This window comes from Mesorhizobium sp. M0074 (assembly GCF_040322975.1).
Taxonomy (GTDB): domain Bacteria; phylum Pseudomonadota; class Alphaproteobacteria; order Rhizobiales; family Rhizobiaceae; genus Mesorhizobium.
Window position 1 is genome coordinate 132,825 of the sequence record NZ_JAMYUM010000015.1, and the last position, 22,508, is coordinate 155,332.

23 protein-coding genes and 1 tRNA gene are annotated in these 22,508 nt (G+C 61.7%); 10 read left to right on the forward strand and 14 right to left on the reverse strand.

What is annotated here, in order from left to right; translation table 11 throughout:
* Positions 1-181 precede the first annotated feature (181 nt).
* From NKJ73_RS20815 to NKJ73_RS20835, 5 genes are all read left to right on the forward strand, one after another.
* Positions 182-2,638 carry a penicillin-binding protein 1A gene (locus NKJ73_RS20815; protein ID WP_352570914.1) on the forward strand — a complete coding sequence of 819 codons (2,457 nt, stop codon included), beginning with the start codon at positions 182-184 and terminating at the stop codon, positions 2,636-2,638.
* A 167-nt stretch (positions 2,639-2,805) separates the two neighbouring features.
* Positions 2,806-3,937 (forward strand): peptide chain release factor 2 gene (prfB, locus tag NKJ73_RS20820; RefSeq protein ID WP_156948021.1). Its coding sequence is split into 2 segments (ribosomal slippage): positions 2,806-2,871 and positions 2,873-3,937, totalling 1,131 coding nucleotides; the frame shifts between segments, so codons are not numbered across the junction.
* A gap of 473 nt (positions 3,938-4,410) precedes the next feature.
* A complete protein-coding gene (locus NKJ73_RS20825; RefSeq protein ID WP_031212810.1) occupies positions 4,411-4,797 on the forward strand; it encodes a hypothetical protein in 387 nt (128 codons plus the stop codon).
* A 177-nt stretch (positions 4,798-4,974) separates the two neighbouring features.
* Positions 4,975-5,343 carry a GFA family protein gene (locus NKJ73_RS20830; protein WP_023679923.1) on the forward strand — a complete coding sequence of 123 codons (369 nt, stop codon included), beginning with the start codon at positions 4,975-4,977 and terminating at the stop codon, positions 5,341-5,343.
* 174 nt (positions 5,344-5,517) lie between these two features.
* Complete coding sequence (locus NKJ73_RS20835; RefSeq protein ID WP_023679922.1) at positions 5,518-6,165, forward strand: YiaD family glycine zipper/OmpA-like lipoprotein; 648 nt, start codon at positions 5,518-5,520, stop codon at positions 6,163-6,165.
* A gap of 90 nt (positions 6,166-6,255) precedes the next feature.
* On the opposite strand, the gene NKJ73_RS20840 is transcribed toward NKJ73_RS20835, so the two are convergent.
* Positions 6,256-6,528: a DUF2798 domain-containing protein gene (locus NKJ73_RS20840; RefSeq protein WP_023679921.1), complete on the reverse strand. Its 273-nt coding sequence runs from the start codon at positions 6,526-6,528 to the stop codon at positions 6,256-6,258.
* Between the two features lie 48 nt (positions 6,529-6,576).
* Positions 6,577-7,461, reverse strand: a complete 885-nt coding sequence (locus tag NKJ73_RS20845) for an NmrA/HSCARG family protein (protein WP_352570915.1) — start codon at positions 7,459-7,461, stop codon at positions 6,577-6,579.
* 72 nt (positions 7,462-7,533) lie between these two features.
* Between NKJ73_RS20845 and NKJ73_RS20850 the strand changes: the two genes are divergently transcribed.
* Both NKJ73_RS20850 and NKJ73_RS20855 read left to right on the forward strand, forming a co-directional pair.
* On the forward strand, positions 7,534-8,475 hold the full coding sequence (locus NKJ73_RS20850) for a LysR family transcriptional regulator (protein ID WP_352570916.1): 942 nt from the start codon (positions 7,534-7,536) through the stop codon (positions 8,473-8,475).
* A gap of 447 nt (positions 8,476-8,922) precedes the next feature.
* Positions 8,923-10,935, forward strand: a complete 2,013-nt coding sequence (locus tag NKJ73_RS20855) for a BTAD domain-containing putative transcriptional regulator (RefSeq protein ID WP_352570917.1) — start codon at positions 8,923-8,925, stop codon at positions 10,933-10,935.
* 81 nt (positions 10,936-11,016) lie between these two features.
* On the opposite strand, the gene NKJ73_RS20860 is transcribed toward NKJ73_RS20855, so the two are convergent.
* From NKJ73_RS20860 to NKJ73_RS20890, 7 genes are all read right to left on the reverse strand, one after another.
* The gene (locus tag NKJ73_RS20860) at positions 11,017-12,618 is read right to left on the reverse strand and encodes a DEAD/DEAH box helicase (protein ID WP_352570918.1); all 1,602 of its coding nucleotides are present in this window, start codon (positions 12,616-12,618) and stop codon (positions 11,017-11,019) included.
* Positions 12,619-12,808: 190 nt separating this feature from the next.
* On the reverse strand, positions 12,809-13,582 hold the full coding sequence (locus NKJ73_RS20865; RefSeq protein WP_023679915.1) for an NAD kinase: 774 nt from the start codon (positions 13,580-13,582) through the stop codon (positions 12,809-12,811).
* Positions 13,583-14,042: 460 nt separating this feature from the next.
* Positions 14,043-14,804: an MBL fold metallo-hydrolase gene (locus tag NKJ73_RS20870; protein WP_023679914.1), complete on the reverse strand. Its 762-nt coding sequence runs from the start codon at positions 14,802-14,804 to the stop codon at positions 14,043-14,045.
* Positions 14,801-15,871, reverse strand: coding sequence for an ABC transporter ATP-binding protein (locus tag NKJ73_RS20875; RefSeq protein ID WP_352570919.1), 1,071 nt, complete (start codon positions 15,869-15,871; stop codon positions 14,801-14,803). The genes NKJ73_RS20870 and NKJ73_RS20875 overlap by 4 nt, the downstream gene beginning before the upstream one ends.
* Positions 15,868-16,650 carry an ABC transporter permease gene (locus tag NKJ73_RS20880; RefSeq protein ID WP_352570920.1) on the reverse strand — a complete coding sequence of 261 codons (783 nt, stop codon included), beginning with the start codon at positions 16,648-16,650 and terminating at the stop codon, positions 15,868-15,870. The genes NKJ73_RS20875 and NKJ73_RS20880 overlap by 4 nt, the downstream gene beginning before the upstream one ends.
* Positions 16,651-16,652: 2 nt before the next feature.
* Positions 16,653-17,495: an ABC transporter permease gene (locus tag NKJ73_RS20885; protein ID WP_352570921.1), complete on the reverse strand. Its 843-nt coding sequence runs from the start codon at positions 17,493-17,495 to the stop codon at positions 16,653-16,655.
* A gap of 13 nt (positions 17,496-17,508) precedes the next feature.
* Complete coding sequence (locus NKJ73_RS20890; RefSeq protein ID WP_352570922.1) at positions 17,509-18,615, reverse strand: polyamine ABC transporter substrate-binding protein; 1,107 nt, start codon at positions 18,613-18,615, stop codon at positions 17,509-17,511.
* A 91-nt stretch (positions 18,616-18,706) separates the two neighbouring features.
* Here NKJ73_RS20890 and NKJ73_RS20895 point away from each other — a divergent pair, with 91 nt between their 5' ends.
* The gene (locus NKJ73_RS20895; RefSeq protein WP_352570924.1) at positions 18,707-19,321 is read left to right on the forward strand and encodes a TetR/AcrR family transcriptional regulator; all 615 of its coding nucleotides are present in this window, start codon (positions 18,707-18,709) and stop codon (positions 19,319-19,321) included.
* Positions 19,322-19,376: 55 nt separating this feature from the next.
* On the opposite strand, the gene NKJ73_RS20900 is transcribed toward NKJ73_RS20895, so the two are convergent.
* Positions 19,377-19,577 carry a DUF2905 domain-containing protein gene (locus NKJ73_RS20900; RefSeq protein WP_023679908.1) on the reverse strand — a complete coding sequence of 67 codons (201 nt, stop codon included), beginning with the start codon at positions 19,575-19,577 and terminating at the stop codon, positions 19,377-19,379.
* Positions 19,578-19,717: 140 nt separating this feature from the next.
* Here NKJ73_RS20900 and NKJ73_RS20905 point away from each other — a divergent pair, with 140 nt between their 5' ends.
* Positions 19,718-20,284: a DUF2569 family protein gene (locus NKJ73_RS20905; protein ID WP_352570925.1), complete on the forward strand. Its 567-nt coding sequence runs from the start codon at positions 19,718-19,720 to the stop codon at positions 20,282-20,284.
* 64 nt (positions 20,285-20,348) lie between these two features.
* Here NKJ73_RS20905 and NKJ73_RS20910 read toward each other — a convergent pair whose 3' ends face one another.
* The 4 genes from NKJ73_RS20910 to NKJ73_RS20925 all read right to left on the reverse strand — a co-directional run bounded on the left by NKJ73_RS20910 (position 20,349) and on the right by NKJ73_RS20925 (position 22,064).
* Complete coding sequence (locus NKJ73_RS20910) at positions 20,349-20,987, reverse strand: cupin domain-containing protein (RefSeq protein ID WP_352570926.1); 639 nt, start codon at positions 20,985-20,987, stop codon at positions 20,349-20,351.
* A 135-nt stretch (positions 20,988-21,122) separates the two neighbouring features.
* Positions 21,123-21,320 (reverse strand): hypothetical protein, encoded by a 198-nt coding sequence (locus NKJ73_RS20915; protein ID WP_084641813.1) that lies wholly within the window; start codon positions 21,318-21,320, stop codon positions 21,123-21,125.
* A 275-nt stretch (positions 21,321-21,595) separates the two neighbouring features.
* Positions 21,596-21,835, reverse strand: coding sequence for a hypothetical protein (locus NKJ73_RS20920; protein WP_156937488.1), 240 nt, complete (start codon positions 21,833-21,835; stop codon positions 21,596-21,598).
* A gap of 153 nt (positions 21,836-21,988) precedes the next feature.
* Positions 21,989-22,064 (reverse strand) — tRNA-Thr (locus NKJ73_RS20925).
* A gap of 156 nt (positions 22,065-22,220) precedes the next feature.
* Here NKJ73_RS20925 and NKJ73_RS20930 point away from each other — a divergent pair.
* Positions 22,221-22,388, forward strand: coding sequence for a hypothetical protein (locus NKJ73_RS20930; protein ID WP_023680422.1), 168 nt, complete (start codon positions 22,221-22,223; stop codon positions 22,386-22,388).
* Positions 22,389-22,508 lie beyond the last annotated feature (120 nt).

Here is a 22,508-nt window from a genome sequence, read left to right on the forward strand (position 1 = left end):
TTGCACGGCGACAACACCCTGTGCTTTTATTTCCGGCATTCGAAACCGAAATTCCACGCTGCCGTATTTTGCCCACATGGTCGCGACATGGGTTTTGCGATTACGGTTTGGGATCGTCCCGAAAGCTTGCGCGAAGGGCGGCTTCGTTTAGGAAATTCCCGAACCAAGGACTGGAGCGGGTATGATTCGTCTCATTGGCTATTTCTTCGGCATCGGCACGACGCTGGCCCTTTTGGTCGCGGCGGGCGTGGCGATCTATATCGGCCATTTGTCGAAGGACCTGCCCGATTACGAGGTGCTGGCCAAATACGAGCCGCCGGTGACGACCCGCATCCACGCGTCGGATGGCGCGCTGATGGCCGAATATGCGCGTGAGCGGCGGCTTTATCTGCCGATTCAGGCGATCCCGGATCGTGTCAAGGCGGCCTTCCTGTCGGCCGAGGACAAGAACTTTTACAATCACCCCGGCATCGACGTGACCGGCCTTGGCCGGGCCATTGTCGTCAACCTGCAGAATGTTGGCTCGGGAAAGCGCCAGGTCGGCGCCTCGACCATCACCCAGCAGGTGGCGAAGAACTTCCTGTTGTCTTCAGACCAGACCTACGAGCGCAAGATCAAGGAGATGATCCTCGCCTTCCGCATCGAGCAGGCCTACTCAAAGGATCGCATTCTCGAGCTCTATCTCAACGAGATTTTCTTCGGCTTCGGCGCCTATGGCGTCGCCGGTGCTGCGCTAACCTATTTCGACAAATCGGTGAACGAGCTCACCGTGGCCGAAGCCGCCTATCTCGCCTCTCTGCCGAAGGGGCCGAACAACTACCATCCCTTCAAGCATGCCGATCGCGCCTTGGAGCGCCGCAACTGGGTGATCGACCAGATGGTCGAGAACGGTTACGTCACGCATGAGGAAGGCGAGAAGGCCAAGGCCGAGCCGCTCGGCGTCACGCCGCGCCGCACCGGCAACTATCTCTTCGCCGGGGAGTATTTCACCGAGGAAGTGCGTCGCCAGATCATCGCGCGCTATGGCGAGAATGCGCTCTACGAGGGCGGCCTTTCCGTCCGCACGACGCTCGATCCGAAGATGCAGCTGATTGCCCGCAAGGCCATGCAGAACGGACTTATGAAGTTCGACACGCTGCGCGGCTACCGCGGGCCGGTCACGAGCATCGACGTTTCCGGCGACTGGGGTGTGCCGCTGGGCAACGTCAAGCGGTTGGAGGACGTGCCGGAATGGTCGCTCGCCGTCGTGCTCGACAGCTCGACCACCGGCCTGTCCATCGGCCTGCAGCCGACGCGCCAGATCTCCGGCGAAATCGTCAAGGACCGCGTCGAAGGCACTGTCAGCAAGGAAGACATGAGCTTCGCCATGCGCCACGTGGTCGACGGCAGGACCGTCAAGGCGAAGTCGCCCGCCGACGTGCTGAAGCCGGGCGACGTGATTTTCGTGCAGAAGAACGACGGCTCGGACAACAGCTACAGCTTGCGCCAGGTTCCCGAAGTGGAAGGCGGCCTGATCGCCATGGACCCGCATACCGGACGCGTCCTGGCCATGGTCGGCGGTTTCTCCTACGCGCAGTCGGAGTTCAACCGGGCGACGCAGGCCATGCGCCAGCCGGGATCGTCGTTCAAGCCGATCGTCTATTCGGCCGCCCTCGACAATGGCTATACGCCCGCCTCGGTGATCATGGACGGGCCGATCACCATCCAGAGCGGCAACACGACCTGGACGCCCAAGAACTACGACGGAACGGTGGCCGGCCCGGCGACGTTGCGCTCCGGCATCGAGAAATCGCGCAACCTGATGACGGTGCGGCTTGCCAACGACATGGGCATGAAGCTGGTCGTGGAATATGCCGAGCGTTTCGGCGTCTACGACCACCTGGCGCCGTATCTGCCGATGGCGCTGGGATCCGGCGAGACGACGGTGATGCGCATGGTGTCGGCCTATTCGATCATGGCCAATGGCGGCAAGTCGATCAAGCCATCGCTGATCGACCGCATCCAGGATCGCTACGGCAAGACCGTCTTTAGGCAGGACGAACGCGGCTGCTCAAACTGCAATGCCGCCGAGTGGCAGGACCAGCCAGAGCCGGAGCTGGTCGACAACTCCGAGCAGGTGCTCGATCCGATGACGGCCTACCAGATCACATCGATGATGGAGGGCGTCGTGCAACGCGGTACCGGCGCCACCATCAACGAACTCGGCCGTCACATCGCCGGCAAGACCGGAACGACCAACGACGAAAAGGATGCCTGGTTCATCGGCTATACGCCGAACCTCGTTGTCGGCCTCTATATGGGCTACGATCAGCCGAAAGGTCTTGGCAAGGGCGCGACCGGCGGCGGCCTTGCCGCGCCGATCTTCAAGGATTTCATGCGCGTGGCGCTGGATGGCACGCCCAATGTCGACTTCAAGGTTCCGGAAGGCATGAAGCTGATTGCGATCAATCGCAAGACCGGCATGCGGGCCAACGCGGGCGACGCCGGAACCATCATCGAAGCCTTCAAACCGGGTACCGGTCCCGCCGACAGCTACTGGGTGATCGGCATGGGTGCGGACGGCTCCAACGCCACCGGCGGGGCGCTGTCGCCGCAGGCCAACCAGGCCATCCAGTCGGGCGGCGGCGGGCTCTACTGACAATCGCTACATCGGGTCGGGCCGGCTTGACGATGATGGTCGAGCCGGTCCATTCCGCTTTACAGGGGCCGGTACATTACAGGGGCCGGCGCTTTACAGGAGACCGTGCCGTCCCTATGTATCGCGCCACCAAACCGCCATCCAGCAACAGGACAGAACAGCCAGCCATGCGCGCGGAAACGCAAAACATTGTCGACGAGATCAGGCAGGCGATCACCCTGCTGAGGAGGCATCTTTGACTGGGACCAAGCCATAAAGCGGCTTGAGTACCTGAACGTCCGTGCCGAGGATTCGAGCCTCTGGAACGAGCCGTTGGAAGCGCAAAAGCTGATGCGCGAGCGTCAGGGCCTCGAGGAAGGTATTGCCGCGGTCAAAGGCCTCACCCAGGCCTTGGAAGACAATATCGGCCTGATCGAGCTTGGCGAGGAAGAGGGCGACGAGGGCGTCGTTGCGGAGGCCGAGGCGGCGATCCGCTCGATGCGCGGCGAGGCCAAGGCGCGCCAGATCGAAACGCTGTTGTCGGGCGAGGCGGACGCCAACGATAGCTATCTGGAAGTTCATGCCGGCGCCGGCGGCACCGAAAGCCAGGACTGGGCCTCGATGCTTCTGCGCATGTATACGCGCTGGGCCGAGCGCCGCCGCTTCAAGGTCGAAGTGCTGGAAGTGCATGACGGTGAAGAAGCCGGCATCAAGTCCGCCACGCTGCTGATCAAGGGTCACAACGCCTACGGCTGGCTGAAGACGGAATCCGGCGTGCATCGTCTCGTGCGCATTTCGCCGTATGACAGCAATGCGCGCCGCCACACCTCCTTCGCCAGCGTCTGGGTCTATCCCGTCATCGACGATACGATCGACATCGACGTTTCCGAATCCGACGTCCGTATCGACACGTATCGGTCGTCGGGATCGGGCGGCCAGCACGTCAACACCACCGATTCGGCCGTGCGCATAACCCATCTCGCCACCGGCATCGCGGTTGCCTGCCAGGCCGAGCGCTCCCAGCACAAGAACAAGGCCAAGGCCTGGGAAATGCTGCGCTCGCGGCTTTACGAGGAAGAGCTGAAGAAGCGCGAAGCTGTGGCGAACGCCACCGAAGCGTCGAAGAGCGATATCGGCTGGGGCCACCAGATACGGTCCTACGTGCTGCAGCCCTATCAGTTGGTGAAAGATCTGCGCACCGGTGTCGAGAGCACCAGCCCGTCGAGCGTGCTCGACGGCGACCTCGATGATTTCATGGAAGCCTCGCTGTCGCAGCGGATCGAGGGTGGCGCCGGCGAAACGGTGGCCGATATCGACTGAGGCCGCCGGGCACCAATCCGGCAGGAATGTGGGTTCATCACGCGAGAGTTACGGCCATCGTGCGAGAGTGACGAGCTCTCAATTTGCACCTACCTGTCGTTCTACAACTTTGTTTTTCGTAGAGTTTTTCAAAATCGATTTCCGCTTTTGACGCGGATGCCTCGGGCCTGCCGGTGCCAAGCCTGGAACCAGCGCGAGCCAAATCCCGTTATTGGCGATCCCTCTGCCGGGGGTCGACGAGGTTCGTCAACCAGGGCGGCAGGTTGGTTCCGGCTGCAGAGGTCGGCGTTCGATTGCGACAGCAATTCCTTGCGCCAACCAAGGAATCAGCCCAGCATTCATGCGCTGGGGAGGAAAAAAGCATTTATGGCCGGACGCGGCGTATCTGCGACCTGACGATCCGGCCACTGGGAAGACACGTTCCGGGAACGGGCAAGCGAAATGCTTGACAACCGTTGATAGGAACTGCGCTCATGCCTGCTCTCACAACCAGACCGGCCCCAGTCGCCCGCACGGCGCGCCGACTCCTGAATTCACTTGTCGCGGCAGTGGTTTTGATTGCTGCCGCCATTCCATTTGCGGCGCCTGCTCTGGCGCATGATGCCAAGCCGACCGCGGCAATGCCGCAAGGCTGGAGCTATCCGTTCTCCTGCTGCTCGGGCTATGATTGCCGCGAGGTCTCTCAGACATCGATCAGCGAACGTCCCGAGGGCTATGTCATCAAAGGAACCGGGGAAGTCGTGGCCTATAGCGACAAGCGGATCAAGAATTCGCCCGACGGCGAATATCATTGGTGCTCCGTTGCCGGTGCCAATGACGGAAAGACCATCTGCCTGTTCGTGCCCCCATCGTCCTACTAGCGCATGACGCCCAAAAGCTTGCCCACGGGCTGACCCGAGCGTGTGCAGCGGTTTTGGATCGATGGGCCTTCGATCTGTGCATCGCAGGCTCACAGGTCTGCTGACCGGCAGTTGTCAGGAGCGTTTCTTTATGCTGCCTTTGCCGTACGGGGCGGCGGCATTGTGAGGGACCAATTCATGACCATCAAGGCAAGCTGCCACTGCAAGGCGACGACGTTCGAGGTTTCGCAAGCGCCGCAGACAGTGACGCGATGCACCTGTTCCTTCTGTTCGAAACGCGGTTCGTTGTGGGCCTATTACACCCCATCGCAATTCAGACTCACCAGCCCGCCGGAGAATGTTTCGTTCTACCAGTGGGGATCGAAAACCATAAAACACGGTTTTTGCGCCACCTGCGGCTGCGGCACCTTCACCGAGACGCCGGACTGGTCGACAGGCGAGCCGAATTTCGACAATCCGAAGATCAGCGTGAACTCGCGGCTGTTCGACGATTTCGATCTCGACAAGGTCGAAGTGGTGGTCATCGACGGCAAGAATCTCTGGTAGCCGATCGAATTGGGGTGGTCGCGCGAGCCGCTGCAGGCGTGTGGAATTGAGCCGGGGAAAGCCGCGGCAACGGCTTTTGCTGGTCCGTTTTTCGCCGCATTTCATGGTACAAGTCGCTGGAAGGGCTGATGCGGTGCGCCGTTGCGCGACCGTGGAATGGAGAGGGACCACCATATGAAAAAGATTGTGCTCGCCGTCGTGGCGACGGCTGTGCTCGTGAGCGCATGCACCACCGATCCCTACACCGGGGAACAGAAGGTTTCCAACACCGCTGCCGGCGCCGGTCTCGGTGCTTTGGCGGGTGCCGGGCTCGGCATGCTTGCCGGCGGTAACGACCGCCGCAACGCGCTGATCGGCGCGGGCATCGGCGCGCTTGCCGGCGGTGCCATCGGTGCCACCATGGACCAGAACGAGGCCGAACTGCGCCGACAGCTTCAGGGCACCGGCGTCAGCGTCACCCGCACCGGCGACCAGATCATCCTCAATATGCCGTCCGACATCACCTTCAACGTCGACCAGGACGCGGTGAAGGCCGGTTTCTATCCGGTGCTGAATTCGGTTGCCCTTGTGCTGAAAAAGTTCCGGCAGACCACCGTCGACGTGTTCGGCCACACCGACTCGACCGGCGGCGACGAGCACAATTTCGACCTGTCGCAGCGCCGTGCTTTGGCGGTCGCCAACTATCTGTCCGGACAGGGCGTCGATTCCCGCCGCTTCGCCGTCACCGGCTTCGGCAAGACGCGTCCGATCGCCTCCAATGCGACGGCTGCCGGCCGGGCTCAGAACCGCCGCGTCGAGATCCAGCTGTCGCCGCTCACCTGAGGCAAGCACATGAACCGAGAGCGGCCCCGCAAGGGGCCGCTCTAATGGTTATGCCGGACCACCGGCCGCCGGCGCCCTTCGTTCGCGATATCAGGACCGGGCCGGCTGATCGACAATTGCGGCAACGATCCGGCGCACGATCGGAAGCACAATCAGCAGGCTGGGAAACGCAACAAGCCATGAAGCGCCCCACGCATAGCTCCAGGCCGCTATAAACCCGTTCGTCCAGCCTGCGCCGATTGCCGTCGAAACCGCCGAGACAATCGAGGACATCAGAATCGAAAGAACCAACGGCATCACCACCGCGCCGTAGGAGGGCGGCAGCTTTCTCAACTTGAAGGCTCGGTCCGGTGATGCTTGCATCGAAATCTCCTAATAAAAAAATATGCGTAGGCGCTATTGTGAGGACGATCAGGCGGCATATGCCGTCTGCAGCGCCAATTCCCGAATGAAGCTTCGCAGCGAACGCGGCTCGCGGCCAAGCACGGCACGCAACGTCAGGCTGTTCCCGCCGAGGCCGTATTTGGCGTAGTGGCTGTGTACTTTGGCCAGCATCTGCAACTGCCGGTCCGTATAGGGAAGGCGGGCCTTCGCCGCCCAGTCCTGAAATGTCGGCTCGCCCGCCGAAACCGGCCGGCCAAGCGCTTCGCTCATCATGGCGACGACCTCTTCGCGGCTGTGCATACCGTCGGCGCACAGCTCGAGGGTCGCATAGGACAAACGCGTTTCGGTCAGTGCGATTGCCGCAACTTCAGCCACATCGCGATAGTCGACGCGGGCGAGCTTCGCCGTCCTTGGAAACGGCTCGGCGAAAACGCCGTGCTCGACGACGGACGGCCAGGCCGCCGCGATATTTTGCATGAAATTGGCCGGGTGCAGAATGGTGTACTCCATGTTCGTCGAATAGAGGGCAGCTTCAACGGGTACCTTGCTTGCATGGTTTTCCAGCCTCGTATTGGTCGGCTGGATCACCGACGAAAAGACGAACTTTCGAACGCCTGCTCGCGCCGCCGCCTCAACCATGGCAACCCCCATGGCGGCTTCGTCGGGAGCAAAGGCCGGTCCGATGTGAAAGACACCGTCGACACCTTCCACGGCCTGCTCAAGGCTCCGATGGTCGCGCAGATCTCCGATCGCGATCTCGGATGCACCGGCTTTCTGGGCTTTTTCGGCACTCGCGGCGTCACGAACAAGCGCCCGAATCCTGGCATTGCGGCGGACGAGTTCAGGCACCACCAAACCGGCAACGCGGCCTGCGGCGCCTACGATCAGGACCGTTGGACTGGGTGTTCGCATGACGATCTCCTTCCCTCAAGTCTGCCTTTCGGCCTATGCAGGGAAGATAAAATCTAGCGAACTGCGTTACAATTGATCGATTTTGCGATAGTTTCTCCCGATTTTCGGGAGAAAGGAGCGATGAGCCGGATAGATGATTTCGAAGCCTTCATTGCCATTGTCGAGCACGGCAGCCTGACGGCTGCCGCACGCCGGCTGAACCGCTCACTGCAGTCGGTCAGTCGGTCCTTGGCGACATTGGAGGAATCCATCGGGGTCGAGCTTCTGCACAGGACGACACGCCGCTCGACGCCGAGCGAAGCCGGAGCGGCTTTTTTCCAGCGCATCAAACCCGCCGTCGAGGAAATTAACGAAGCCAGGCTTCAGGCGGCCAACCGACGGTCGGAGCCGTCGGGCATCCTGCGTGTGAGTGCCCCGGTTCTGTTCGGCCCGGATTTCCTGATGCCGGTCATCGCCGACTGTATGCGGACATATCCCCGCGTCGAGGTTGACCTCCAGCTTTCCGATGAATTTGTCGATCTTGATGCCGAGGGTCTCGATTTGGCGGTCCGGATCGGCAATTTGCCGGATTCCAATTTACGTGCGAAGCGGCTGGGGGCGTTGCGGCGCGTCGTGTTCGGCGCACCTGCCTACTTCCAGCAACGCGGCCGACCGGCCCATCCGCTTGAATTGCGTGAGCACGATTGCATCGTACGAACTGTCGACGGCCGCCCGGGCGAATGGATGTTTCAGATTGAAGGCAAGCCCCGGTCGGTGAAGGTCGCGGGCACTTTCCGGTCGAATTTGATGATATCCATCTATGCAGCCGCGGTTCACGGATTGGGTCTGGGCTACTCGCCGCTTTGGCAGATAAAACACCTGGTGGACGACGGCCGCCTGGAACTGGTTCTGACCGAATTCGAGCCTGTGCCGGTGCCGATACACGCCGTGTGGCCGGAAGGCAGATCATCCTCCGCCAAAGTTCGCGCTTTTCTGGACCTGCTGGCATCCCGCCTGGAGCTCAAGAACCTTTAGGGCGCAAAACTAATCTGAGCGCCGATCTTACCTCATCGACATCAAGTTCGTGATCAGAACTGCCTTGGCGGCGTTGACCACGGGTTGATGGACCTCCGAATGACCGATGTCATTCAGCTGATCGGTCGTCAAATTTGCCAATGCCCTGCGTCTTGCGACGGTCCGCCGCCACCCCGTGAAGTCAGTGATCATCATTGCTGCGCTTTTCAGGCCAGACCCAAGCCAGCGGCGTTTGGACGCGCTGCTGCCGGCGCGAGTTCCCGTGTGAGCCATTTCTTAGTCTCCCGTTTCGAGTTTGCGGGTGGGAGCGTGCCACGCAGGTGTTTTCGGGCTGTTCGGCTGTGCGTGAACAATTGGGAGGAGTCCGACGATCCGCCGTTAAATCGGTGTTAAATCAATCTACCGAGATGCTATTCTGTCGCTGCGGTCAAAGTCTGGAGACGATTTGTGCGCATCCGGTTGCTTGGTGGCCTGGAGGTTACTTCCCCGGAGCACCGGCCCGTCCGGTTCGCCACACGCAAGACTTCGCTTCTTTTTGCTGCTCTGGTTCTCGCAGGCCGCCGCGGCCATCGTCGCGAGCAGCTTTCCGAAGCCTTTTGGCCGGGGCGAAGCAATGGGCAAGCCCGCAATAGTCTGCGGCAAGCGCTTGTCGACATCAGGCGCTCGTTCCCGGCCAGCTTGGATGCCACCGTCTACATCGATGGGGATCAGGAGACCGTCGTGCTGATTGCCGGTCCGGATGAGGCGGACATCTCGGTGTTCGACCGGAAATTAGAGGAGGGCCGGACCACCGATCTCGCCTTCGCAGCCGATCTCTATCGCGGTGAGCTGCTTGCCGGGCAAACGATTCCTGACGAACTGGACGAGTGGTTTGGACCGTATCTGAGCAAGTATCAGCGCAAGGCGCTGCAGTTGGTCGATCGGCTGAGCCTGGCGCTGCCCGCACCCGGCTCAGCGGAAGAGACGGCCTGCGAAGGGCTCGCGGAGAGATTGCTCGCCTCGGATCCGACGGCGGAGGCAGCCCATCGGGCGCTTATCCGCATCCACGCTCATCGAGGTCACGAAAACGCGGCCTTGCGCCAGGTCGAGCTGTGTCGGGCAGCTTTAAAAAAACATCTGAATGCGGACCCAGAGGAGCAGACAAGCTCACTTGCGGCTTCCCTGCAGTCCCGTGAAAGAACTGAACGTCAGCGGCCTGAGCCAAGCTCTGCCGCCGCATCACTGGCGCAGGTTCTGGCGGCCCCGACGAGGCGCGACGACCAGCCGTCGATTGCGGTGCTGCCGTTTCAGAATCTAAGCGGTGATGTGGAGCAGGAATATTTCGCCGACGGCATGGTGGAAGACATTGTCACCGCCTTGGCTCACTTTCGTCACCTGTTCGTGGTCGCACGGAATTCGAGCTTCACCTACAGGGGACGGTCCATAGACATAAAGCAGGTCGGGCGTGAGCTGGGCGTGCGCTATGTGGTCGAGGGAAGTGTTCGCCGGGCGGGCGACCGCCTGCGCATCGCCGGGCAGCTCATCGACACCTCGACGGGGGCCTATCTCTGGGCCGACCGTTTTGATGGAACGCTCGCCGAAGTTTTCAGTCTGCAGGACCAGGTCGCCTCGAGCATCGTCGGCGCAATCACACCGAAAATGGAGGAGGCTGAGATCGAGCGTGCCAAACGCAAACCGACAGAAAGCCTCGATGCTTATGACTACTATCTCCGCGGGCTGGCGGCCTTTGACCGAACGATCACTAGTAGATCGGCGATTGACGACGCCTTGCGCCTCTTCATGAAGGCGATCGACCGTGACCCGGAGTTCGCGATAGCCCATGCGCGGGCGGCGCGGTGCTACGCTACCCGAAAAAGCAACGGCTGGATGGTCGACCGTGCAGAAGAGATTGCCGAAGCTACTCGACTGGCCAGGAGAGCGGTCGAACTCGGAAGGGACGATGCAATTGCGCTTTCCTACGGTGGATACGTCCTCGGCTACGTAGGCGGCGACCTTGATGATAGTGCGGCTTGCATCGATCGCGCGCTCGCTCTCAACCCGAACTTGGCCGCTGCTTTGGGCGTCAGCAGCTGGGTGAGGGCTTGCTTGGGCGAGCCAGGCAAGGCCATCGAGCACGCCGCGCTTGCCATGCGCCTAAGCCCATTGGATCCACGCCTGTTCGCTTGGCAGTTCAACACCGGGCTCGCTCATTTTTGTGCAGGCCACTACGATGACGCCGTCGCTTGGGCGGGAAAGTCGCTGCGGCACCAGCCGAACTACGTGAGCGCGATGCGTGTAGTGGCGGCGGGTCATGCCCTTGCGGGGCGCCTAACGGAAGCGCAGCAAATGATGGCCCGGCTTTGCGAGTTCGATCCCTCGCTGCGGCTTTCGAATCTCGCCGAGGTGCTGCCGCCGTTTTATCGACCGGACGATCGCAGCAGATATATCGAAGGCCTTCGCAAGGCGGGCCTGCCGGACTAACCCCATCTCAGCGCGAAGCGAGGCTGTCTTATGCAGGTTTCGGTGCTTCGCGCGTCCGCAGGACGCACAAGCGCTGCAGCATCAGACCTTGGCGACGATCCGCATGAAGGCCGGCATATCGTCGCCGAAGCCGACGGTCGCGTCATTGTCTTCCTGTCGCTGGCGGGCAGGGCGCTCGCGCTGCGGCCTGGTGTCGCCGCGTTCGGGCGCGCGCCTTTCGTTGCGATCCGGCGAAGCCTTCCGTTCAGGTGAAGCCTGGCGTTCGCTGTTTTCCGACCGGATCGCCTCTTTGCGGGTACGCCGCTCGTCGATGTCGGCGACGGTGGCTTCGGCCACGACTGGCTGTTCCTCGCTAACCGCTTCCGGCGCCGCTTCCTCGCTGCGCTTGACGTGGCGTTCACGCGGTTTGCGCTCGCCCCTGTCCTTGGCGTCGGCGTCGTCCTTGCGGCCGGCACGGCGTGGCGCACCGCGGCCACGGCGCGGGGCCTCATCCTCGCCGCCTTCGCTGGCAACGACCGTCGACAAATCGCCGTCATGCCACTCGATCTTCGTGCCGATCAGCCGCTCGATGGCGTCGATGTATTTGGTGTCCGACTTGGTCGCGATGGTGAAGGATTTGCCCGAGCGCCCGGCGCGGCCGGTACGGCCGATGCGGTGGACGTAATCCTCCGCGTGGATCGGCACGTCGTAATTGAAGACATGGCTGACATCGGGAATGTCGAGGCCGCGCGCCGCGACATCCGAAGCAACGAGGTAGCGCAGCTTGCCGTCACGGAAATTGGCAAGCATCTGCATGCGCGCGCGCTGGTCCATGTCGCCATGCAGGGCGCCGGCGTCGAAATCATATTTCAGCAGCGAGCGGAACAGCTCCGATACCTCGATCTTGCGGTTGCAGAAGATGATGGCGTTCTTCAGCTCGGCATCCTCGGCTTTCATCAAATTGCGCAGCGTCTCGCGCTTGTCCCACGGCTTTGGCCCGGATTTCACCAGCCGCTGGATAATGTTGGTGGCGGCCGATGCTGCCTTCGACACTTCGACGCGCACCGGCGCGTGCAGGAATTTCTCGGTGAGCTTGGTGATTTCCGGCGGCATCGTCGCCGAGAAGAACAGCGTCTGCCTGGTGAACGGGATCATCTCGCAGATACGCTCGATGTCGGGGATGAAGCCCATGTCGAGCATGCGGTCGGCCTCGTCGATGACGAGGATCTCGACACCATTGAGCAGGAGCTTGCCGCGCTCGCGATGGTCGAGCAGGCGGCCGGGAGTCGCGATCAGCACATCGGCGCCGCGCTCGAGCTTCTTGTCCTGCTCGTCGAAGGACACGCCGCCGATCAGCAGTGCGATGTTGAGCTTGTGGTTCTTGCCGTATTTGACGAAGTTTTCCTCGACCTGCGCGGCGAGCTCGCGCGTCGGCTCGAGGATCAGCGTGCGCGGCATGCGGGCGCGGGCGCGGCCCTTTTCCAGCCGGGTGAGCATCGGCAGGACGAAGGACGCCGTCTTGCCGGTGCCGGTCTGGGCTATGCCCAGCACGTCCTTGCCGAGCAAGGCGTGAGGGATGGCGCCAGCCTGGATCGGCGTCGGCTCGGTGTAGCCGGCATCGGTAACTGCGGAAAGGACCTTCGGCGACAGGCCAAGGTCTGCAAAGGTCAACGCTTCTTGAGCGATCTGGGTGTCTGAGGACAAGTTTGGCTGTCTTTGGCTGGTTCGGGGGCGCAACATATGCAGTCGCGGCAAGCGCCGCGCGCCTGCAAGATTGGTATTGCAGGTAGGCGCAAGCCCACGATTTGTCAACACAAACGGGCGGCATTGGCGCGATTGTGAAGTCGTAACCTTAATCGCGATGCTTAATTTGCGCAGTGGCCGCTGCGCCGGCTCAATACCTGAACTGTTCGGCGAGAATGCGCTCGTTCCACGAATGGTTGGGATCGAACAGCAGCGTCGCCGTTGCCGTCGGCGATTCCCTCACCGTGACCGTCGTCACCGCCTTGACCTCGGTGTGGTCGGCGGCGGCATTCACCGGCCGCTTTTCCGGCTCCAGAATGTCGAAACGCACGATCGCCTTGTTGGAGAGCAGCGCGCCGCGCCAGCGGCGCGGACGAAACGGGCTGACCGGGGTCAGCGCCAGCAGCGGAGCGTCGAGCGGCAGGATCGGCCCGTGCGCCGACAGATTATATGCGGTCGAGCCGGCCGGCGTCGCAATCATCACGCCGTCGCAGTGCAATTCCTCCAGCCGCTCCTGCCCATCCACGGTGATGCGGATCTTGGCCGTCTGGTACGACTGGCGCCAAAGCGCGACCTCGTTGATCGCGAGCGCCGAAATCGTCTCGCCTTCGGCCGTCACCGCCTGCATCTCCAGCGGACGGATCGTTTCGGCAACGGCCGCCGCGATGCGCCCGGTCAAGCCGCTGGCGCGGTATTCGTTCATCAGGAAACCGATGGTGCCACGGTTCATGCCGTAGACCTTCTTTCCCGTGCTCATCGTCTCACGCAGGGTCTGCAGCAGAAAGCCGTCGCCGCCGAGCGCCACGACGATCCCGGCTTCTTCGACGGATGCCTGGCCGTAGCGTGCCGAAAGGCTTTCCAACGCCGCATTGGCGTCGGCGGTACCGGATGAGACGAAGGCGAAACGGCTGGCGGTTTTGCTCATGGCTCTCAACGACAACCGATTGGGACGACCGCCTGGCGACCGATTGGCGGCGACCGGTTGCTGGGCCGCGCCAGCGCCGGGTTAGCATGGGTGGGCATTTCTGCAAAGGGAGGGAGGTGCCTGCAGATGGCGACCAAACAAGCCGCACTCGCGCATCATGTCGGAGGACAAAATGATGTGATGGTTAAGACTCGCCTTAAACTCTCGTAAAGCCATATCGATCATGTTAGCCGGCAGCGGACGGGCGGCGTGGGGGCTAACCAGTCGAGGCCGATCTATTGCCGCTGGCACGCTTGATTATTGTCTTCCTGATGCTGGCAAGTTTTGCCCTGGCTTTCGCGGAACTGGTGCGCCAGTCGGAGGAAAAGAGCTTTAGACCCGAGCCCACGGCCTCACGCTGCGGCGACGCGGCGGGGACACCCTGTCCGCAAAGGGCGCTTTAACGCCACAGCGCCAGTGCTTATCGGGCTTGCAACAGATGGCAGCCGGCCTGGCGCTTTTGCGCGAGATACTCGTCGACAAGCTGGCGATAGCGGACTTTGCCGAAGCTCGGGAAATGGCCGCCGTGCACGACCGAGACATCGAGATCGCGCATGCGCAGCAGCGTTTCGACATAATCGTCGATATCGGAGTGATAGACGTCGTCGATCAGCGGGCCGTCATAGATGATGTCGCCGGAAAACAGGATGCCCGTCCTGTTTTCGTAGAGCGCAATGCCGCCGGGTGAATGGCCGGGCGTGTGGATGACCTCGAAGGCACGGTCGCCGAGATCGACGATGTCGCCTTGCTCGAGCAACCAGCCGGCTGGTGCGGGCAGGATCTGGTAGCGCTTCGTGTCCCAACCTTGCGGCATGCCGTCGAACATCTCGTCAGTGGCATAGCGGTCGGCAACCGTCCATTCGTTGCGTGGATCGGCGAGGATTTCGGCCTCGGCCGGGTGCACGCAGCGGTCGGGAAATTCGTGATGGCAGCCGATATGATCGAAATGCGTGTGGCTGGCCACGCAGGTGAGCTTGCGTTCCGTGACCAGCGGCACGTGGCGGCGCAGGCTGAAATGCCCGAGGCCGGTGTCGAACAGAAGATCGCGGTCGCGGCCGCGCACATGCCAGATGTTGCAGCGGAAGAACGGCTTGATCCACGGCTCGTGGATCAGCGTCACGCCATCGCCCATGCGGATAGTTTCGTACCAGTCAGGAGCGTCGATGATTGGAAGCGTGCTCATGTTTGGTCCGCAAGCAGGATGATGTCGCCAGCATCGCACGATACCGCGACAACGTCGCCCGGCTGGACGGCCGATGCTGCCGCGACCTTGGCGATGAAGTGCAGCGCCGGGTCGGTCGTGGAGGTCCCCAGCACACGCTTGAAGCTGCCCTGGAAGACGACGTCGCTGACCTTGACCATGCCAAGCGCCACGGCGCCGGCGGCAGCGCCGAGAACAAGATGCTCCGGGCGGATGGCCAGCGCAACGGTCGAGCCGGCCGGCAATGTGCCAGGCTGCGAGAGCGACCCAAGCTTCGTGGTGACGGTGATTTTGCCGCTCTTCGCCTCCGTCACCGTTCCCGATATCAGCGTGCTTTCGCCCATGAAAGTCGCGGAAAAGCGCGTCGCCGGCCGTGCATAGACGCGCTCGGGCGGCCCTTCGTCCTCGATGCGCCCGTCATTCATCACCACGCAATGATCGGCCAGCGCCATCGCCTCTTCCTGGTCGTGGGTGACGTGGATGAAGGCGGTGCCGACGCGTTTCTGGATCGCCTTCAATTCATCCTGCATCTGCCGGCGCAATTTCAGGTCGAGCGCGCCGAGCGGCTCGTCGAGCAGGAGCACCGCCGGCTCGACCACCAGGGCGCGCGCCAGCGCCACGCGCTGCCGCTGACCGCCGGAAAGCTGATGCGGCTTCTTGTCGAAGGCAGTGGCCAACCCAACCAGCGCCAGCGCCTCGCGTGCCCTTGCTGCCCGGGTTGCGCCATCGACACCCCGCATGCGCAGGCCGAAGCCGACATTGCTGCCGACGCTCATATGCGGGAACAGCGCATAATCCTGGAACACGGTCGTCGTCGGCCGCTTCGCCGGCGGCACGGCGGTGCAGTCCTCGCCGCGGATCAGCACCTTGCCTTCGCTCGGCGTGACGAAGCCGCCGAGGATGGACAAAAGCGTCGTCTTGCCGGAGCCGGACGGGCCGAGAAGGATCGTGTAGCTGCCCGGCTCGATCGTCAGCGAGACGTTCTTCAGCACGGTGTGCTGGCCGAAGCGATGCGAGACAGAGTCTATATCGACCAGTGGCGCGGTCATGCCGGCTTCCTCCGCAACAGCATCAGCTCGAACAATACCACCAGTACGATGGAGACGGCGAAGACCAGCGAGCCGACGGCGTTGGTCTTGGGATTGAGGCCGGAGCGCAGCAGGTTCCAGATCTCGACCGGCAGCGTCGTGTCGAAGCGCGTCAACAGGAACGAGATGACGAATTCGTCCCAGGAGAAGGTCATCGACAGGAAGAAGCCGGCGAAGAGCGCCGGCGCCATGACGGGCACGGTGATCAGCAGCAGCACCTTCCATTCGGGCGCGCCGAGGTCGCGCGCGGCGCGCTCGATATTGATCTGGTGGTCGCCCATCTGGCTGTAGACGATGGCAAAGCAGAGCGGCAGGTTGATCACCACATGGCCGATGCCGGCGGCAATGAGCGACTTCGGCACGCCGGCCCAGTTGAACAGCACCAGCAGCCCCATGCCGATGATGAGATAGCTGACGGTCAATGGCAAGGTGATCAGCCCGCGCATCAGGCCCGAGCCCGGCAAGGCGAAGCGCGCAAAACCCCAGGCGGAGAGAAAGCCCAACGTGACGGCGACAGCCGAGGAGACGACCGCCACCAGCAGCGAATTGACCAGCGCCGAAGTCAGCCGCGTGTCGGCGAGCACGGCCTCGTACCAGCGCAGCGACGGCCCGGTGAAGGGCGGGATCGGAAACGAGGTTGCCTGCAGCGAAAACAGCACCAGAACGATGACCGGCAGAAAGATGAAGCCGTAGATGGCGATGGCGTAAAGGCCGGAGACGAGGCGGATGAAAGCGCGCATGGTCAGGCCCGCTCGATCTTCAGCCAGCGGGCGCAGGCGAGGTAGGCGATGGTGACCACCGCCATCAGGATGATCGACAGCGCCGAGGCGAGCGGAAAGTCGCCGCGCCGGCCGATCTGCATCATGACGAGCTGCGGCATCAAAAGCTCGTTGTTGCCGCCGAGGATCTGCGGCGTGATGTAGTCGCCGATGCACAGCACAAAGGTGAGGAAGGCGCCGACCATGATGCCAGGCAGCGTCAGCGGCAGAACGACATGCAGGAAGGTCCGCAGCGGCCCGGCGCCGAGGTCGGCGGCGGCCTTCCGGTAGCTGGGGCTGAGCTGCTTCAGATTGGCAAAGATCGTCAGCGTCAACAGCATGACGAAGAAATGCACGAAGCCGGTGACGGTGGCGAGCCGAGTATTGGCGAGCTGCAGCGGTTCGCCGAACAGGCCGGAGCCGGTCAGCGCGCGATTGACGACGCCGTTCTGTGCCAGCACCAGCAGCCACGAATAGGAGCGCACGACATAGGAGGTCCAGAACGGCAGCACCGCCAGCATCAGCGCCAGCCGCTGCCAGCGCTCCGGCACCTGCTCGGCCAGGATCCAGGCAAAGGGATAGGCAAGCAGCACCGAGATCACGGTGACGATCGCTGTGACCTGTAGCGAGTTCACCATTGCCTGCCAATAGGACGGATTGGCAAAGAACTGGCTGTAGTTGGACAGCGTGAAGCCGCCGCCTTCATGCGCCGTCAGGCTGGATACAGCCATGGCGACGAAGGGCAGCACAAAAAACAGCAGCGTCCAACCGAGCGCCGGCGTGACCAGCGCCCAGGGCAGGGCACGCCCGCTGTTGACGGCGTTCACGACCGGCAGCCGGTCATTGCGCCTGCAGCATTTCGGTCCAGACGTCCTGCATCTTCTTGTCGAGGTCGGCGTTCGGCGCAGGATAGGACTGGGCGCGGGCGAGGAATTCCGGCTGCTCGTCGAAGCGCAGGATCTTCTTCTGCTCGTCGCTCAACGCCGCCTTGCTGTTGGCCGGCATGCCCCAATAGCAGGACGAGGTGGCGAGCCGCGCCTGGCCTTCGGGGCTCATAATGTACTGGATGAATTTAAGCGCCAGCTCCTTGTTCTTGGAATCCTTGAACATTGCCAGCGACTGCGACCACAGCACGGCGCCTTCTTTCGGGATAGAGAAGTCGAGGGCAGGGTTTTCCTTGGCCAGCCCCGCCGTCACCCATTCGCCGCCGCCGACCAGTATGTCGACCTCGCCGGTCGCCAGTGCCGTCTGGCTGGCGGTCACCTCGCCGACCAGCTTGGCGTTGGCCTTCATTTTGAGCAGCTCTTCCTTGATGGCGGGAAGGTCGGCTTCGGTCAGTTCCGCCGTCTTCTTGCCGATCGCCAGTGCGGCCATGCCGATGACAGGCAGGTAATAATCGTAGATGGCGATCTTGCCCTTGTATTTGTCGCCGGTCAGCGCCGCCATCGACTGCATGTCGGCCGGGTCAACCTTGGTCTTGTTGTAGCCGATCGTGTTGTAGCCGAACTTTTCGGTGATGCCGTAACGCTTGCCGTCGACGACGGTGGAGCTATCCATCTTCACCTGCGGAAAAAGGTCGACCAGCGGCAGCTTGTCTTCCGGTAGCGGCTCGAACAGGCCTTTTTCGACGCCGCGCGGTACGTCGATGCTGTCGATCACCATCACGTCCCAGTCGCCGGGCTGTGATTGATCGACGATGGCCAGGCCGGCGCCGGTGCCTTCGAACTCCTTGACATTGACCTTGACGCCGTTCGCCTCCTCGAACGGCTGCAACAGCGCCGGATCGGCGTGATCGCACCAGATCAGCGCGTTCAGGTCCTGCGCCTGAGCGAGGCTGCCAGCCGCCAGCAGCAGTGCTGCCGCGGCGCACGCGCCTTGGAGATGGCTCTTCAGAACGGAAAGCGGGTTCCTGGTAATTGGATTGGGGGTCTTCAGCTTGATGGGCATCGAGTGTTCTCCCTTGCCTTTTTGGCTTGTGGCAAAAAATTGAACCAATTCTAAAATTGAGTCAATTCTGTTTTTGTGGCAAACAGCCGCTATGAGCGGATTGCGGGCAAGGCAGAAGGCGGATCGGCACCGCCGCATCATCGAGGCGGCAGCGGACCTATTCCGCGATGCCGGTTATGAAGGCGCCAAGATCGAGACCATCGCGGCGCAGGCCGAAGTCTCGGTCGGCACGATCTACAATTACTACCAGAACAAGGGCGACATCCTCGGCGCCATCGTCTCGCTGGAGGTCAACGAGGTGCTGAATGCCGGGCGCGGCGTCGTCGCCAACCCGCCGGCCAATGTCGGCGACGCGCTGGATACGCTGCTCGGCATCTATATCGAACATTCGCTGCATTATCTCAGCAAGGAGATGTGGCGGCAGGCGATGGCGATCTCGACGCAGCTGCCCGACAGCCCGTTCGGCCAGGCCTATACCGCGCTCGACCGGGCATTGACCGAGCAAATCCGCGCGCTGATCGTCCGCCTGCAGGCGCTCGGCCTGGTGCGCCGCGACATCGACGGGCCGGCGCTCGGCGAACTCATCTTCAACAACATGAACATGATGTTCATCGAATTCGTGAAGCGCGAGGAGGCGAGGATTGCCGAACTGCGCACGGCGATACGCAGGCAGAACAGGATATTGGTGGCGGCGATCGGAGTGTAAGAAGATCAAGGGCGAGTAGGGCCTGCAACACAAATCGCCGCAGCCGGAGCATCGCCTAACGGTTGATCAGCCATAGAATGGCCGAGAGCACGATGCTGACCAGTATCCCCGTGGTGATAGGGACATAAAGCCTGAAGTTCTCACGCTCGATCACGATATCGCCGGGCAGCCTGCCAAGGCCGGTCCGGGCCAACCAAGGCCACAGCAGGCCTATGGCGACTATGCTGAGACCAACGACGATCAGAGTTCGCGACATGGCAGCATCCTGCCGGAAATAGCATCGTGCCAGAAACATAGTGTTGACGGGTCTTGCAAGCAGCGCTTCCTTTCGATGTTGCCTCTTGAGTTGAGGTTGAAATCTGATACAACCTAAAAGGGTATCAAGGGAGGGATTGGATGCAGATTTCCATCTGGCATTGGGCTATAGTGCTGCTGCTGATCGGCGTGCCTGTTTTCTTTGCCGTTCGGTCAGCCGCAAAGCCATTACAGGATCCTTCGGCTCTCGTAGGTTTCGGAGGCTGGCTTATGCTGCTGGCGATCCTTCAGGCTTTCTCCCCGCTACGCACGCTCGTCTCATTGGGCTCATCGAGTGAAGGCTACCGACAGCTCATGACGCTCCCGAATGGCACTTTGGCGGTCTACGGCGAGGTTGCCCTCTTGCTGGCGTTTCTGGTGCTCCAGGTGATTGTGTTCGTTGCAATGCTCCGGCGGAGTTCCCGCTTCAAGCAGCTATTCCTGTATCAGTGGTTTGCAATACCAATCGTGTTTATTCTGGACGCGGTATGGATCTCAGCGGTTATGAGCGCTCCTGTGAGCTTGGTGCTTGCAGGGGATGCGCTGGTAATGCCCGCAGTTTCTTTTGTCCTGACCGGCATCTGGGTCGCCTACGTCTACAAGTCGGTCAGGGTGAGAAACACGTTCGACCGGGTCGCCATATCCGGTCATGTCGCGAGTGCTTCATAGAGCTTGCCGCGAGTCCTATGTATGGCTGCCGACAAAAATGCCGGGCGCCCAATATGGACCCGGATCATCCGGCTACTAGGCCTGCTCTAGCGAGGATTTCAGGAGCCGGCGTGACATGCCCGTGCGGCTTGCAGTAGTCCGGGTCGATCGCGCGATAGCCGAGCAGATGGCCGAGTGGCGCCAGGATCCCCAGCGCCACTCGCTGAATCGAAGGTGGCGGGTGCGTGAAGACGATCACGTCGGCAAATTCCCTGGCGATGACTGCTGCCTGAAGCGGCGAAGGTCTACCTTTTCTGTCTACCTTGCCGGCATTGGCCAGGCCGAAGAGCATGCCGATCAGCAGCTCGAAACGGTTCGGGTCGACATTGTCCGCACCTGGCGCCCGGTCGACTTCGACCAGGACATGCGCTTCTTCGGTTTTGCTGCTGTTCCACCAATCATGTGCGACGCCTGCTTCGACCGTGGCGGATTGGCCAGGCCCCAGGGACAAAGTGCTCCCGGCGATGCAAGCGTCGAGACGGCCACGGAGGACGGTAAACCGTTCCGTCAGATTCGGGTGGAAGTGCTCGCCCACCACTGCGGCTCCCGGCCGGGCGGTCAGATGAGCGATGCCAGGTCCCTGGCCGCGGTCTTCGGTACCACGCAGGATGACCGCATATTCGCCGGTCACCTTGTTCTCGTAGACATCTCCACAGCGTGACATGGATCGGCTCCGGAGTTTCAGAGCACCACTGCCCGGCAACTCTATCGTCAAAGGCTTGGTCGTTCAACGACGCTCCAACGGGCGATTGCGGAAACACCAGTTGCCGGCTCTTCGTCAACGCGGGCGATCAGCGCTCTACCGAACATGCTTAGGCGGCCGCGCTCGCGGAAACGGCACGACCGTCAGTGGCGCCTTGCGGAATTCCGCGATGGCTATTTCTTCAATCAGCGCGTCGAGGGCCTCGTTGACGCGTCGGCTCGTTTCATCCGCGCCGCAGAGGCGGTTTTGTGCGCACTCCAAAAGCTCGCGCGCCGCGGCGAAATCACTTCGCATGACAACACCCTTTGGTTTTTGGCCCGCCGCACCGACATTGTCGGCGCGCTTAATTGAGCGAGTGCTAATATACACAGGAGCAATTTAATCGAATGGTACGAGATGGCCGAGGCCGGGAGAGAGGGCCGAAATGACGGCTCTGCAACCGCGAAGTCACGCCCTGGCTCAGCGTCTCTAGATATGAGATGCTAACTCGTTGTCTGGCGACAGATTTTGCCAGCAATTTCACGGAAGTTTCTGGTGACCCGACGAGGACGGTCCCGACACGTACGCCCCTAATACGATCTTGGGCGGCTTATATATTCTCTGGCGGCGGCAATCTGGCGCCGGTGCTCGCGGAGGAAGGCTGCGCCGAAACAAATGGCGAAGGCCAGTACTGAAAGGCTTGTCGTTGCTCTTGATGTTGGATCGGGATCGGGACTTAGCAGGAAACGGAAACCGAACGCGAAGGCGAAGACGATAAATCCGCCAAATATGCCGTTGATGAAGGGGGCGGTCGTGCGTTTCTGCTCCAACGAAGACTCCTAGGTTTTCCGCTAGGGAACTATGGTTTCCGCTAGGGAATATATGCGTTGAAGCTGATGTGCTACCGATCCTGACGGCCCCGGCCTGTGGATATCGGGGATGAGCAGATATCAAGCGCCCCGGAGGTCTCAAGAAGCCCGTACTGGTGCCCCCGGACGGAATCGAACCGCCGACCTTCGGTTTACAAAACCGCTGCTCTACCAGCTGAGCTACAAGGGCACGGCGCTCCGGTTACCATATTTGCCGCGCCAGTAAAGACAAAACTCCGTTTTCGGCCGCCGCGAACGCGCCGGTTCTGCCGCCAAGGCGTCCTGAAAACGGCCAATTCGCTTCCTATATTGATCGAAGGTGCAATTGCATCAGCGAGGCAGTCGCATGATCAGGTTTGTCATCATTCTCCCGCTCGTCGTCGTGGCCTGGGTTCTCCTGGTGAAGCTCGTCAAGGACCTGAAGCACGCCAATATCGACTGGACCGGCGTCACCACCATCATCGGCTTCATCGCGCTCGCCTTCTGGCTTCGCCATATCACCGGCATGGGCTGAGGCCTGCCGGTTGTTCCGGTGAACTGTCGACGGCGCGACCGTTCGTGGTCGCGCATCAGACCGCGCGATTTCTCCCTTCGAAAAAAATCCAAAAGGACCTTCGAACCTTTTTCCTTGTTG

What these genes read in the sequence shown, in the direction of transcription:
- NKJ73_RS20895 (WP_352570924.1), top strand. Translation starts at nt 18,707, where the DNA reads ATGAGCGGATTGCGGGCAAGGCAGAAGGCGGATCGGCACCGCCGCATC.
- NKJ73_RS20875 (WP_352570919.1), bottom strand. Translation starts at nt 15,871, where the DNA reads ATGACCGCGCCACTGGTCGATATAGACTCTGTCTCGCATCGCTTCGGC.
- NKJ73_RS20865 (WP_023679915.1), bottom strand. Translation starts at nt 13,582, where the DNA reads ATGAGCAAAACCGCCAGCCGTTTCGCCTTCGTCTCATCCGGTACCGCC.
- NKJ73_RS20815 (WP_352570914.1), top strand. Translation starts at nt 182, where the DNA reads ATGATTCGTCTCATTGGCTATTTCTTCGGCATCGGCACGACGCTGGCC.
- NKJ73_RS20870 (WP_023679914.1), bottom strand. Translation starts at nt 14,804, where the DNA reads ATGAGCACGCTTCCAATCATCGACGCTCCTGACTGGTACGAAACTATC.
- NKJ73_RS20900 (WP_023679908.1), bottom strand. Translation starts at nt 19,577, where the DNA reads ATGTCGCGAACTCTGATCGTCGTTGGTCTCAGCATAGTCGCCATAGGC.
- NKJ73_RS20825 (WP_031212810.1), top strand. Translation starts at nt 4,411, where the DNA reads ATGCCTGCTCTCACAACCAGACCGGCCCCAGTCGCCCGCACGGCGCGC.
- NKJ73_RS20845 (WP_352570915.1), bottom strand. Translation starts at nt 7,461, where the DNA reads ATGCGAACACCCAGTCCAACGGTCCTGATCGTAGGCGCCGCAGGCCGC.
- NKJ73_RS20880 (WP_352570920.1), bottom strand. Translation starts at nt 16,650, where the DNA reads ATGCGCGCTTTCATCCGCCTCGTCTCCGGCCTTTACGCCATCGCCATC.
- NKJ73_RS20905 (WP_352570925.1), top strand. Translation starts at nt 19,718, where the DNA reads ATGCAGATTTCCATCTGGCATTGGGCTATAGTGCTGCTGCTGATCGGC.
- NKJ73_RS20910 (WP_352570926.1), bottom strand. Translation starts at nt 20,987, where the DNA reads ATGTCACGCTGTGGAGATGTCTACGAGAACAAGGTGACCGGCGAATAT.
- NKJ73_RS20840 (WP_023679921.1), bottom strand. Translation starts at nt 6,528, where the DNA reads ATGCAAGCATCACCGGACCGAGCCTTCAAGTTGAGAAAGCTGCCGCCC.
- NKJ73_RS20835 (WP_023679922.1), top strand. Translation starts at nt 5,518, where the DNA reads ATGAAAAAGATTGTGCTCGCCGTCGTGGCGACGGCTGTGCTCGTGAGC.
- NKJ73_RS20915 (WP_084641813.1), bottom strand. Translation starts at nt 21,320, where the DNA reads ATGCGAAGTGATTTCGCCGCGGCGCGCGAGCTTTTGGAGTGCGCACAA.
- NKJ73_RS20930 (WP_023680422.1), top strand. Translation starts at nt 22,221, where the DNA reads ATGATCAGGTTTGTCATCATTCTCCCGCTCGTCGTCGTGGCCTGGGTT.
- NKJ73_RS20830 (WP_023679923.1), top strand. Translation starts at nt 4,975, where the DNA reads ATGACCATCAAGGCAAGCTGCCACTGCAAGGCGACGACGTTCGAGGTT.
- NKJ73_RS20890 (WP_352570922.1), bottom strand. Translation starts at nt 18,615, where the DNA reads ATGCCCATCAAGCTGAAGACCCCCAATCCAATTACCAGGAACCCGCTT.